A 12,208-nucleotide genomic window follows, 5' to 3' on the forward strand; every position below is an offset into this window, starting at 1 on the left:
CCCATGTCGTTGGGTGTAGCACGGTATGGGGTTGGGCGTGATGCGACCATGCGGTTGCTTCGTCGTAGAGGGTGCGAGTTTTGAGGCAGCCGTGGACTCTGCTGGCCAATTTCGTTCAGGCGGAGAGTCGGTAACGGAGCAGAACGTCAGCATGACTCACTCTCAATGGCCCGGCCCCTGACCCGTTGGCGCGCCATCGCACTTCACCCGGCCGGCCCATGACCTGGAGTTCGCCGGCACGGCTGAGCCGGGGCGACGCTGCACACTTGGCCTTCCTGGCCTTCTTGGCCAGAGTCTGCACCGTCACCCGCGCCGGAGGGGCTGTGGAGGCCTCGGGCGTGGAGGTGGAAGCGTGGTTTGGCATGAGACAGATCCCTTTCAGCTGAAGGAGAAGGAACCCGCCGGGCTCAGGGGCCGCCGGTCGGCACACCCTTTCTCGGCGGTGAAGGCACATTGGCCGCCCCCGGGCCAACACCTGCAAGCCACAACCCATCCGGGGTGCCCGCCGGCCACCCGGTACAGGGAGAATTCGGGGGCGGAGGCAGGGACACAGCGTGCGGCTGACGCGCGTAGCTCCCCACCTGATCATCTCCGAGCACACCGCGCAGAACGAGAAGCCCGTCAGCTTCCACTGGCTCAGCGATCGGTTCCACGAGTCCGGCGTGACGCCCAACCAAATCCGGATGGACCGCCAGCTCGAAGAGGCCCTCACCCGCGGACCGGATGCCCTCCACCTGGCCGCCGTGTTCGGCATCAGCGAGCGCGCCGCAATGCGCTACGCCAACGCCGCCAAGGCATTCCTCGAGTCCGCACTCGAACAGAACCAGTAACCCCCAGGCCACGGCTGGCACTCCGGAGCCGGTACGCGTCCACTCCCCCACTCTGATCGACAGGTCACACCCATGCACACTCCTGCCCTCAAACCCGCGCCCGCACTCCCCGATTTCCGGCGACCGAACCCGCAAGTTCGCCACGAAGCACCTTCGGAAAATCGCGAACTTTCGGCCGGGACGTCGACAACGGCTCCGCCTTCGTGGACTCGTGGCTGCTGCGGGCCTGCGCGAAGCTCGGGATCAAGCTGGTGCACTCCACACCCGGCCGGCCGCAGGGCCGGCTCCTGGACGACACCAGCGATGAGGACGCGTGTGTGCCGAGCTGCGCCTGTCACCGTTTGAACGGTTCTCCCGTTCAGGGCCCCCGCCTTCAGAGGAGAGCGGCGCGCCGACTCCGGATGAGGACCTGGCCGCACGTCTGCGTGACTGCGCGTCGAAGTGGCAGGCCGTGGAGATCCTGTTCCATCACCGCATCAGCGCCGACGACCCCCGCTCTACCAACGCCATCGCTCAAGCCCTGGTCGACGAGTTGGCCCAGCACGGCATCAAGTACGACCGCTCCGTCGCACACCGGGTCCTTACGCGCCTGCGCAAGCGCTGACCACAACCGCTGCGCCGCAGCCAGGCCTCACCCCGCCAAGCCCGTGACCCGAAACTGACCGGCGCAGTTGTCAGGGCTGACGTGCGAAATTCACGGATCGCGCGCTCCGGGCCCCCCGACAACCGCGCCTGGCCCGGGCCCCCCAATTCCAGGCAACGAGCGACGCGTACAGACCGGCAGAGCTCCGGCGCTTTCAGCGTCGCAGGAAGCCAAAGATGTAGTTTTCCTTACGCCACGCACACGCTTCCGCCTGCGCCTGTGCCTGTGCCTCTTCAGCGCCTGCGCCTCCTGGCGCTCGCCACCTTTCGCGGGAGCCTGTTTGTGACCCTTGCATACCAGTGTGCTTTTCAGTGTCCGGGTGGAGAGGGTCCCTCGGGCCTGGTGAGTGTGGTAACCGGTCCGATGAAGGGCCCGATTGTGGCAGTGAGCGTCATTGCGCAGACAAGTACGGCCGAAATCAGGCTTTGAGGCAAGACCAGGCGGCCGCCCGTTTGCAGTGCCAGCGCTTCTAGGCTGGGTACTCGGATTCCATGCCCCGGGCTTCCTCCGCATGGCCATGCTTATGCGGTACTGGCCTGAGGAGCGAGTGCCGTGTCAGGCAACGTTCGCCCTGTCGATGACGGCACGTAGGCGCTGGTCGCCGGCGTGGCGGTTTCGCCAGATGATGTAGCGGCGGATCATGCTGCCTTGTTCTTTGTGGGTGGTGTGGTCGGTGCCGTCGAGGGTGAAGTAGCGCAGTGCGGTGAACTGGGCCTCGATGCGGTTGAGCCAGGAGGAGTTTGTCGGGGTGTAGGCGATCTCGACGTTGTTCGCTGCGGCCCAGGTACCGACCCGCTGGCACTTCTTCGTGGTCAGGTGCGGGGAGAAATTGTCGCAGACGATCGCGATAAGGACATCGGCTGGGCACAGGGTGCGCAGGTAGCGGCAGAATTCCAGGAACTGCGTCCGCTTCTTGACCGGCTTGATGTGCCCGTAGAGCTTGTCCTTGGCCAGGTCCAGGGCGGCGAACAGGTGTCGCACGCCGTCGTAGCGGTTGTAGGTGGCCCGGCGCCGTCGGCGTGGTTCGCGAGCGGGGTCTTTGTGCCTCCGCCGTGCTCGGCCCATTGCCGTCCGGGGGGCGGCATCAGGTTGAGCAGCCCGAACTCGTCCATACAGAAGACGACTTCGGGGTCGCCCTCCTCGGGTATGACCTCGCCGTCGGCGATTGCGTAGGTGTTCGACGCGGGCCTTCTTGGCTGCGTAGTGCGCGCGGGACCGACTGCGGAAACATGACTCGGGGCCGACCGCCAACCACTGCGGCCGACCCCTGGAGACCATGCTCTGTTCCACTCCCACTGATCACTCGTGTGCCCACACAACACGGCCCTTAACACCCCGAGAACAATCCGGCCCGTGACCCGGAACCGGCCGACACTGTTGTCCCCCGAGGCGCGCGCACGAATCGATCCACGATCTGCGCGCGCCCGGTGGGGCCCTGGTATCCCTGCCCGGCCCAGGGCCCCACCCTCCGATACCCGCGCTCAACAGGTAGCCGCGCTGCGGACCGGCAGAGCTCCGGTGCTTCACCGGCGCAGGAAACCGAAGATGCCGCTCGCCTTGCGCCGCCCATACCCCTCCCCCTCCGCCTTGCCTGTTCTCCGAGGCGGCTCATGAAGCTGCACAGGAGGGTGCTGCGCTACGCCGAGCCGGCGCCGGGCAGCGCCGGGCAGCTTCTGGACGAACTGCAGGAGCGTGTCGCCTGGGTGACGCTGGCGGTTCGGTCAGGCTTATGCGCGATTGTGCCCTCGGGAAAGGGTGGATCGCCAGGAGGGCATGAGTCGAGGGATTCGGCTCAGCGGGCCGGGCGCCGGCCGCTTCTACGGTCATCTGCGACCGCTGTGCGGGTGGGCTTTGCCTTTGCCCTCTTGGAGGGAGCCTTCTTCTCGGCCGCCTTCCTGTCCGCAGCCTTGCGGTCCATCGCCTTCTTGGCGGGAGGGTTCTTCGGTCCCGGCCTCCTGTCGGTAGGTTTCTCGGCTGCCTCCTCCGTGGCCGGACGGTGCCGAGAAATTCTGGCAGGTGCCGGCTCTTCTTCCTCGTCCTCACCGGGCTCCTCTTCCTCGTCCCGTGCCTCTCGGTCTTCCTCTTCCCGACCCTCTTCCTCGTCGTCGTAGGCGTCCTCGCCTTGATAGTCCTCTGAGTCGTCGGCGGCGTCCTCGTTTACCTCTTCGCCTTCCGGCTCACCGTCCGTTGCGCCCGCCAGAGAGCTCGTCCGCTGCTGAAGGGCTCCGGTGAGAGATGCGAGACCTCGGTTGGCCAGTTCGGACAAGGCGGAACGCCCCGAGTCGAGCAGCTCGCCGCTAACCTGCTCGCCGAGCTCAGCGAACTGGGGATTCTCGGACAGTTTCTTGACCCCCTCGCCGATCAAGGCCCTGGGATCCAGACTCCGGCCCGCCGCGAGGGCTACAAGACTCAGGGCGAGCTTCTCTTTCTTGGTCCGGCCGACGACGTATCCCGCCGCGATGCCAGCCGCGAGAGCCGCCTTGGTGCTGTTTTCCATAACGCTTGCCTTCTGCGAAGAGTGCTGCGGTTGGCCCGGCGCCCACAGGATCCCGTGGGGTGACTGCCCGCGCGACCGCGCGCCAGGGGCCTGACTTCGGGCTCAGGGGGCGTTCATCAGGGCCCTAACCCCGGTGACGGCCTGCCGATGCTGTAGCGCGTCGGCCAGCGTTGAAGTGCCGGCGCGGTACACCCCTCAGCGGGAGTCGGAGGGCGGGTCCTGCGGATCGACTCCGGTGGATGCGGAGGCATCCTTGCTCCCACTGGGGCGCTGAGAGCGGCCCCTGGGCCGGTGTCGTGCATACCCTTCCCACCAGTTTTGCCGCCCCGCTCCTCCCCGCGGCGCGACCTGCTCCGGACCGTGTCGCCGGAGACCGCCTCGCTTTCCTGTTTGGACACCGTCCTGCCAGGGCCACGCTTCGCCGCGTACTCGTCCGGATGGAAGGAGCGGCGCGCGCTGTCGTTCTTCTGCTGGCCGGTCTCGTCCACATCCTGCGACCAGCCATGCTGCTGGTTGCCCTTGTGGCGGCTCGGCCCTTCACCGGTCGGCGGCTCGGATGCTCTCTCGTGCTTCGCCATGACCTGCCTGCCTCTCGCGTTCCGCCATCGTTCGGCGAGAAGGAATGCTCCCCGTCAACCTTAGTTGAATCGCTTGATACGGGCATTTGCTTGACAAATCAGACAGAGTCGCTTGGTTCGATGCACGACAGGACGGCGGAGCGCTACGCGGGGCCGGGGGGCAGGTGGACGGTCATGATCAGGTGGCAGGTCTCGGTGCCCGAGCTGCGGTAGGTGTGGGCGGTGGCGCCGTCGAAGGTGGCGGTCTGCCCGGCCTCAACAAGATGCTCGGTGCCGTCGACAACGAGCACCATCTGTCCGGCGGTGACGCTGACGGTCTCCACGACGCCGGACTGGTGGGGGTGGCTGGGGTACTCCTCGCCGGGCTCCAGTGTCCAGCGCCAGACCTCGACCGGGGCTGGCCCCGAGGTAGTCAACATGAGCCGGGCTTCGCTGCCGTATTCACCCTGCCACAGGGGCATGACGGCGTCGGCCGTCACGACCCGGACGCGGGCTTCGGCCGGCCCTTCCATCAGCGCGGACACAGAGATGCCGAGGGTGTCGGCGAGGCGTACCAGGGTGGCGAAGTTCGGGTTGCCCTGGGCCTTCTCCAGCCCGACCAGGGCGCCCTTGCTGACCTTCGCGCGCCGGCCGAGTTCGTCCAGGGAGAGCCCGGAGCGGGTACGGGCCGCGCGGACGTTGTGCGCGAGCATCCGCAGCGCCGCATCGGTCTCGGCCATCGCTTCGCCCCTCCAGAGGTAGATCAATGCACTGCACCGTGCGGTCGTTCGGTTGACGACTTTCGGTCGGTGCGTTGTACGGTGTAGTCGTTCCACTGATAGTAAGGGATGTACCCGTGATCGCTCTGCTGCTTGGCCCTGGGCAGCTCCCTGGCCTACGGATGCGCCGACTTCCTCGGCGGCCTCGGCGCCCGCAAAGCCCACGTCCTGCGCACCGTGACGATCGCCGCCCCGGCCTCGCTCACCGTCGAGCTGCTGCTGTGGCCCTTCCTCGGCGCCTCCTTCGCCCCCGCGACCCTCGGCTGGGCTTCCGGCGTCGCGTCGGCCGCCGCGTTCGCCCTGCTCTACCGCACGCTCGCGATCGGCCCGATGAACGTCCTGTCCCCGGTCACCGCGCTGATCTCGGCGATATTGCCGGTCGGCGTCGGGCTGCTGCAGGGCGAGCACCTGGGCCTGGCCGGGCTGATCGGCCTGCCGCTGGCGCTGGCGGCCGTGGCGCTGGTCAGCGCCGGCCACGGCGCTGGCAGCACGCGGCCGTCGCGCACCGCGCTGTTGATGGCCCTCGGCGCCGGGGCCGCCATCGCCCTTCAGCTGGTCTTCCTGCACCAGGCGCCGGCGGACAGCGGCGTTGGCCCGCTGATCGTCGGCCGTGCTGTCTCCTCCGCGGCCACGCTGGCCGCGGCCGGCCTGGTGTACCGGCGCCTGGGCTCGGAGAAGCCCGCGTACGCGATGTCGGCGACGGCAGGCGTGCTGGACTCGGTGGCGAACCTGCTGTTCCTGCTCGCCGCCCGCAGCGGCGACCTGGCCGTCGTCGCCCTGATCACCGCCCTCTACCCGGCCGGCACCGTCCTGCTCGCCCGCAGCGTCCTCGCCGAACGCATCCACCGCGGGCAGCTGATCTGCCTGGGCACGGCCGCCGTCGCCGTCAGCCTCCTCGCCCTCACCTGACCCCACACCTCACCGAAAGGAACCCCGGCATGTTCATCCAGCCTTGGGACGCCGCTCTCGACGACGGGGAATGGCAGACCTGGATCGCCGACGGTAACGACTTCGGCCTGCTCAGCGTCAACGGCCTGCCCGGACAGGCGCCCACCGTCGTGCCCACCCACTTCACCGTCGACGGCACCACCCTGCTGATCCACCTCGCCCGCCCCAACCCCGTCTGGAAAACGGTCGAGGTCGACCCGAACGTGACCTTCACCGTCACCAGCGACTACGCCTTTATCCCCGGCCCCTGGCGCGCCAAGTCCGACGTCCCGCCCACCGACGGCGTGCCCACCAGCTACTACGCGGCCGTCCAGTTCACCTGCCAGGCCACGATCATCGACGACCCGAAGGCCAAGGCCGACCTGCTGAGCAGCCAGATGGCCCACTTCCAGCCCGAAGGCGACCACGCCCCCACCGAGGCCGACCAGCCCCCGTACGGGCGGATGCTGCCCGGCATCCGCGGCCTGCGCCTGGACGTCACCGAGGTCCGGGCGAAGTTCAAGTACGACGACCACAAACCCGTCGAGCAGCGCACCGACATCGCCCGTCGGCTCACCGAACGCGGCACCGACCTGGACGCGCCCACCGCGAACCAGCAGCTGCGCCGCCTGGACCGCATCGGCACCTGGAAATCCTGACCACGCCCGCGCGCCCGCACCATCCTGGAACGGATCCCCTGATGACTACCTTCCGCATCAGTCCCGCCGTCGCGGAAGCATTTCCTGACGCCCTCATCGCCGTCGTCTCCGCCACCGGCCTGCGTAACCACGAACCCTGGCCCGCCACCGCCGCCGCAGTGGAGGACCTGGAGCAGCTTGTCGACGGCACCTGGCAGCCCGCCGACGAGACCGACCCGCGTATCGAGGCATGGCACACCGCCTACCGTTCCTTCGGCACCAACCCCCGCCGCATCCGGCCCAGCGTCGACGCCCTCGGTCGCCGCCTGGCGAAGAAGGGCACTCTGCCGCGCATCAATCCGGCCGTCGACTCCTACAACGCCGTCTCCGTCCGCCACGGTCTGCCCGCCGGAGCCTTCGACCTCGACCACGTCACCGGGGACATAGACATTCGGCACGCGGACGGCAGCGAGAACTTCACCCCGCTTGGCGAACCCGACACCGTGGAGAACCCCAAGCCCGGCGAGATCATCTACGCCGACACCACCGACGTCCTCACTCGGCACTGGAACCACCGAGACGCCCACCGCACCCGCGTCACCAACGACTCCACCAGCGTGGCCTTCGTCCTCGAAACCCTCCGGGCCAGCAGGGACGGACATCTCCTCAAGACCTCCGCCAGCGAACTACAGGAACTGCTGACTCCGCGCGCAGGGCAGACCACGGTGCATTACCTCAGCTCCGACGCCAGCGCCTGAACCACTTCCTTTAACACCGCCCCGGCTCCGGACGGACGTTGGCCAAGCTCGAACACACCAATCCGGACTCCGAACCTGTACGCACGTCTGCGCCTACCGCAGATCGGCGTACGGGTTCTGCTTATGGAGCCCACGAGAATCTGCGAACCTGCGCGCTTCCGCCCGTACCGACACCAAGGCCAGCCTGTTACTCGCCTTCAGCGGCACGGTCCTTGCCGGCCTTGCAAGTCCCGCCGATGCGCAACTGCAGCTCGTCACGAAAGCCTTCGGCGTTTTGGCCGTGACCGATGTGGACTGAGGGGCGTGAGTCACGCGGCCCAGCCACCCGATGGCGGGTGGCTTGGACGGAGGAGCCAACCCAACAGCCGGTTGGGCGCTACCTCCAAGCCCGGTCCTTCAGGGTCGGGTCACGTTGACCGGGTGAGATCAGCCAGGCTGTTGAGTGCGGTGTCGATCTCTGCTGGGGTGTTGATTACGGCGGTACCGATGCGGGTGTAGGTCGAGGTGGACAGCCGCACGCGGTGGGCGGCGGCGTGGTCGACTACCTGCTGATGGGTGTGGCCGGCCACGCTGAAACAGGTGATGCCCGCTGACAGTTCTGAGTGGGGAGGAGTGTGCACGGTGACCCCGCGGATGCGGCTCAGTCCTTGCTTCACCCGGGTCGACAGCTGTGTGATCCGGGTGGCAACGCGTGCTCGGCCCAACTGCTCATGCAGCGCCACCGCCGCCGGCAGGGCGAAGGCATGCTCGAACGCCAGAAACCCACCGGGCGACAGGGACGCTGCTCCCCCGCCCCTGATGAAGCTCACGAACGTCGGCCGCAGCTGCTCGAGGACGTCCGGCGCCACCCAGACCAGCCCCGTTCCCCTTGGACCGAACAGCCATTTGTGCGTTCCGGCGATCACCACGTCCGCGCCCAGGCCAGCGGCATCCTCGTCGACTGCCGCCAGCCCGTGCACGCCGTCGACGACCAGCAGGCACCGGTCGGCAGGACTGCGCCCGTCATTGGCCCGGCGCACCACCTCGGCCACCGCACGCACGGGCATCCGAAGCCCCGTGCTGGACTGCACCCAGGTGATCCCCACGACTCTGGTGTTCGGGCGTATCGCCTCGCCGACTGCCGCTGCGATGCCGTCCGCCGTCGCGGTGGCCGGATCGTCGAACCAGGAGACCAGCCGCAACGTGTTGCCATGCTTTTCGGCGGCCAACCGGGCGGCGGTGCGATGGGAGATGTGGTCGTGCTCCGTCAACAGAAACTCTTGTCCCGGACGGGTCACGACGCCGTTGTAGACGACACCCAGCCCGACACTCGTGCTCGCCGTCATCGCGATGTCCTCGGCCCGGCCTCCCAGATAGGCCGCGAGCGCCTGGCGTACCCGGGGCCATCCGGTCGGACCGTCGGGCAGCGCCATCCCCGTGGACACCGACAGAGGATTGGCGTCGACCTGTGCCCTCAGATGATCCACCGCATCCCGCACCACCTTCGGATGCGAGGCCAGGTAGAACAACGCCAGGTTTACCCATCCCGGCTCCAGACGAAACTGCGCCCGCAAGGCGTCCCAGTCCACGCGCCCGTCGACCGTGGTGACCGGCTGCTCCCGTGGTGTGTTCGCTCTTGACGCGCACGAGCTGGGCACGAGGGTGACCGCCACCGCTCCCGCAGATCTCGCCAGCAGACCGCGCCGACTCGTCATCGACATCCAGCACCCCTTTACACCGCGACCGGCGGAGCGGTGGCGGAATATAGCTGTCGGTGCCCTTCTGGATCGAGGTTACGCGAAGCGGCCGCGGGTGCCGACAGCACCATCACCCAAACGGCCTCTGTCCGTGAAGCGATGTCAAGTCAGACACCTTTCTTCCGGCGGATCGCTCTCGCTGTCCAGGGCATGGCGAGTCTTGTCGAGCATCTTCTGGTGCCGGACGAATTGTGGGAGCTGTTCCCCCACGCCGGGGAGCTGCCGCGCGGCGCCACCGGCGTCGTGTGGTTCTCCGGATGGCCTGTCAGTGGTGTCCGTAAGCGGAGCTCGAGGCACCGCCGAACAGCCGGGCCACGGCCCGGAATGGCAGGGTGACGACGGTAGCGATAGCCCCGCCGATGGACCGAAGAACATCTGCGATTGCCCTCAACACGGTGGACCTCCGCCCTTCACGAAACAGAGTCCATGGCGAACTGAGCACCGTCGTCATCTCCACGGTCATGGTCGTCACCGTAGCGAGCACGCCGCGGCGAGAATCACCGCAGTCCCGCAGGCAAGGGTGCGCGGCATCATCAGCGGCCCACGATCACGCCCCCGCAGAGACACGGGCTGTACCTGCAGGTGTCCTCTTCGCCGGGCAAGGTCGCCGATCGGCCAGAGGGCTCGGCACCACACACGGTCACCAACAGGCCCCCACAGCGGAGAACTGGCGTCAGTTGAATACGTCCGGGGCCGGGCGGCCGGGCCTTCAGGAAACCAAGATTTCAGGACCACTCAACTCCCCTCGCGAAGGGCGTGGAATGACCGACAGGCCCCGTCTGGCAGAGCTAATCGGCGCAACGTCGAACCGTTAACCGTGCAACGAGCGGATCGACGGTCCTGGGCTTACTGTCGCCAGTGACACGCCCGCTCCTGACAGGACAGCGGGCCGGCGGCTCCGCGTTCCATTCGCACGTTGCGCGGGGCCGCCCCCTCCCGCCATAGCCTGTGCACATGGCGGTGGCGTGCCGTGACTTTGGTTCGGCCGAACCAAAGTGGACTTCCTGATGCCACTCGCGGCTCTGACCTCAAGTAGGGACCTGTCGGTTGCCAGGCTGTTGCCAGGCCGAGCCCATTCGGAACGGGAGAGCCATCTGGCGGCAACAGGTCGGGCGGGGCGACCCGCTCGCACTGCTGAAGCCGACCCTGCTGCCGATGAACGTCACTGTGTCGAAGGTGACCGTGCCGCCGGAGAACGTCGCCCCGCCGAAGAAGACGTCGCCGCGGGAGAACGGCGCATGGTCGAAGGTGACCCTGCCTCCGGAAAACATCGCAAAGCCGAAGGTGACCGTGCCGCCGGAGAACTCTGCTCCTGAGAAGTCTCCGCCGTCGAACGTAACGCCCGTGAAGCCGAAGTCGTGGCCTTGCCACGTGTGGTGATGATGGAGGGCAAGCGAAGATGGTCGCGGACGAGCCGGATGACCGTGTGCCGGACTTCCCCCAAGGCCAGATAAGTGTGGCCGGCTTCCGCATCGTTCGCTGAGCCGGCCGAGCCGGCCGAGCCCGCGCCGGTGGTGGATGATGGCCGCGCTCGAGGAAAGTGTGCGGGCTGCCGGCCGGTGCGCCCATCGGGCTGGCCGTGTGCGGGGACCGCCAGGACGCCGGGCTGCTGTGGCCGCTGACCGAGCACCCGAACCCCGCAATCCGGTCCCGCGCCGTGGCCGGCCTGCGCACCCTGGACGTCTTCGACGCCGGGCGCCTGATTCCGCTCCTCGACGACCCGTCACCGGCCGTGACCTGTGAGACCGTCACCTCCCTCACCCCGTCCGCCCGGCGGATCCCCCTCGACCACCTCGTCGACCGGCTCGCCCCGGACCGGCCCCGGCACCAGCGGCTCGCCTACGGCTGCTCGCCGCACAGGCCGGACTCCGGTAACTCCGGTTCCTGCAAACCCTGTTGGACGAGGACGCCAAGGTCCGCGAGCGGGCCGGACAGACGGTCTCTGCAGCTCCTACCCGAAGTCAGCCTTGAGTTGATCGGCGACGCTGGCTCTGCGCTCCCCACTGGCTGCCGGGCGGGAGGGAGGCTCTGCGGCGCTGGAGACGGTGAGGTCGTGGGCGGTCTTCGACAGGAGTGAGACGTAGAAGGGGAGATCGGGCAGGGACGGGGTGGTGAGGCTCAGGACGAGGAGTCTGCCCATGCGGGTGAGGGGCAGGTAGACGTCGGTCCTGGCGAGCGGCAGGGACGGCGCGGTGTCATCTCCCGGCTCGGACTGCCATTCAAGGCCGCACAGTACGAGCACGCCGGGCCCTGCTGGGACGCGGATGTCCTCGACCGTGTTGTTTCCGTTTGCGGAGAGCGCCTCGAAGAGGCCGCGGGCGGAGAGCTCGGCGTCGGTCTCGTTCAGCGGGTCGAGGCGAGCGAGCAGGGAGGCGGTGGTGAGGCGGCCGTCGGGCGCCTCGTCCAGGCAGAAGCCCGCGTAGAAGGAATCCTCGGCCAGCGCGTGATCGGCCATTTCGCGGTAGGAATGGAAAGCGACTTCGCGTTGGAAGTCGGTGCCGTGCGGCCAGATTTCCTCCGCGATGGACCAGATCTGTTCCAGGCGTTCTTCTTCGCCCAGGTCGAGACCCAGGGAGTGGAAGCCGCCGGGTATGTCAAGGTGCAGCTCAGCGCTCGGTGCGGCCATCACATGTTCTCCCACGGGGCCGGCCGCAGACTCACGCTGGGGCGGATGGTATTGGACCTCGGTACGTCCAGGATCAGGCGGTGCCCGTGCGCGATGCCCCTCATCACGCTGAGCGGAGTCCCCCGATACTCGCGACAGCCCACCATGACACCTACCAGGGGGCTTTCCCTGTCCCTGGCACCAGTTACCCACCTGGTTCCGACGTGGTGGTAAAATC

11 protein-coding genes and 1 pseudogene are annotated in these 12,208 nt (G+C 67.8%); 6 read left to right on the top strand and 6 right to left on the bottom strand.

All coding sequences use genetic code 11. From position 1 onward, the window contains the following. Positions 1–554 precede the first annotated feature (554 nt). Positions 555–830: a hypothetical protein gene (locus tag ACWIHY_RS26365; RefSeq protein ID WP_454378163.1), complete on the top strand. Its 276-nt coding sequence runs from the start codon at positions 555–557 to the stop codon at positions 828–830. A gap of 451 nt (positions 831–1,281) precedes the next feature. Next, on the top strand, positions 1,282–1,434 hold the full coding sequence (locus tag ACWIHY_RS26370) for a hypothetical protein (RefSeq protein ID WP_454378164.1): 153 nt from the start codon (positions 1,282–1,284) through the stop codon (positions 1,432–1,434). Between the two features lie 594 nt (positions 1,435–2,028). On the opposite strand, the pseudogene ACWIHY_RS26375 reads toward ACWIHY_RS26370, so the two are convergent. The 3 genes and pseudogenes from ACWIHY_RS26375 to ACWIHY_RS26385 form a co-directional block, all read right to left on the bottom strand. After that, a pseudogene (locus tag ACWIHY_RS26375) lies at positions 2,029–2,676 on the bottom strand (transposase); the annotation flags it as partial. 589 nt (positions 2,677–3,265) lie between these two features. Further along, entirely contained in the window at positions 3,266–3,970 is a 705-nt protein-coding gene (locus ACWIHY_RS26380) for a histone protein (protein ID WP_454378165.1), read from the bottom strand. A 721-nt stretch (positions 3,971–4,691) separates the two neighbouring features. Next, the gene (locus tag ACWIHY_RS26385; protein ID WP_454378166.1) at positions 4,692–5,267 is read right to left on the bottom strand and encodes a helix-turn-helix domain-containing protein; all 576 of its coding nucleotides are present in this window, start codon (positions 5,265–5,267) and stop codon (positions 4,692–4,694) included. 132 nt (positions 5,268–5,399) lie between these two features. Between ACWIHY_RS26385 and ACWIHY_RS26390 the strand changes: the two genes are divergently transcribed. The 3 genes from ACWIHY_RS26390 to ACWIHY_RS26400 are packed head-to-tail and all read left to right on the top strand — an operon-like array spanning position 5,400 to position 7,629. After that, positions 5,400–6,215, top strand: coding sequence for an EamA family transporter (locus tag ACWIHY_RS26390; protein ID WP_454378167.1), 816 nt, complete (start codon positions 5,400–5,402; stop codon positions 6,213–6,215). Between the two features lie 29 nt (positions 6,216–6,244). Continuing rightward, positions 6,245–6,892: an FMN-binding negative transcriptional regulator gene (locus tag ACWIHY_RS26395; RefSeq protein WP_454378168.1), complete on the top strand. Its 648-nt coding sequence runs from the start codon at positions 6,245–6,247 to the stop codon at positions 6,890–6,892. Between the two features lie 41 nt (positions 6,893–6,933). Then, on the top strand, positions 6,934–7,629 hold the full coding sequence (locus ACWIHY_RS26400) for a B3/B4 domain-containing protein (protein ID WP_454378169.1): 696 nt from the start codon (positions 6,934–6,936) through the stop codon (positions 7,627–7,629). 407 nt (positions 7,630–8,036) lie between these two features. Here the strand turns inward: ACWIHY_RS26400 and ACWIHY_RS26405 are convergent, their stop codons facing one another. Beyond that, on the bottom strand, positions 8,037–9,197 hold the full coding sequence (locus tag ACWIHY_RS26405) for an aminotransferase class V-fold PLP-dependent enzyme (protein WP_454378170.1): 1,161 nt from the start codon (positions 9,195–9,197) through the stop codon (positions 8,037–8,039). A gap of 433 nt (positions 9,198–9,630) precedes the next feature. Continuing rightward, entirely contained in the window at positions 9,631–9,759 is a 129-nt protein-coding gene (locus tag ACWIHY_RS26410; protein WP_454378225.1) for an LPFR motif small protein, read from the bottom strand. Between the two features lie 761 nt (positions 9,760–10,520). On the opposite strand from ACWIHY_RS26410, the gene ACWIHY_RS26415 reads away from it, so the two are divergent. Continuing rightward, positions 10,521–10,745, top strand: coding sequence for a hypothetical protein (locus ACWIHY_RS26415; RefSeq protein WP_454378171.1), 225 nt, complete (start codon positions 10,521–10,523; stop codon positions 10,743–10,745). A gap of 571 nt (positions 10,746–11,316) precedes the next feature. On the opposite strand, the gene ACWIHY_RS26420 is transcribed toward ACWIHY_RS26415, so the two are convergent. Then, positions 11,317–11,991, bottom strand: a complete 675-nt coding sequence (locus ACWIHY_RS26420; RefSeq protein ID WP_454378172.1) for a hypothetical protein — start codon at positions 11,989–11,991, stop codon at positions 11,317–11,319. Positions 11,992–12,208 lie beyond the last annotated feature (217 nt).

It is taken from the genome of Streptomyces sp. NPDC055287 (genome assembly GCF_053646035.1).

Coding starts and splice junctions, on each gene's coding strand:
- ACWIHY_RS26400 (WP_454378169.1), top strand. CDS start 6,934: ATGACTACCTTCCGCATCAGTCCCGCCGTCGCGGAAGCATTTCCTGAC.
- ACWIHY_RS26385 (WP_454378166.1), bottom strand. CDS start 5,267: ATGGCCGAGACCGATGCGGCGCTGCGGATGCTCGCGCACAACGTCCGC.
- ACWIHY_RS26395 (WP_454378168.1), top strand. CDS start 6,245: ATGTTCATCCAGCCTTGGGACGCCGCTCTCGACGACGGGGAATGGCAG.
- ACWIHY_RS26420 (WP_454378172.1), bottom strand. CDS start 11,991: ATGGCCGCACCGAGCGCTGAGCTGCACCTTGACATACCCGGCGGCTTC.
- ACWIHY_RS26380 (WP_454378165.1), bottom strand. CDS start 3,970: ATGGAAAACAGCACCAAGGCGGCTCTCGCGGCTGGCATCGCGGCGGGA.
- ACWIHY_RS26415 (WP_454378171.1), top strand. CDS start 10,521: ATGAACGTCACTGTGTCGAAGGTGACCGTGCCGCCGGAGAACGTCGCC.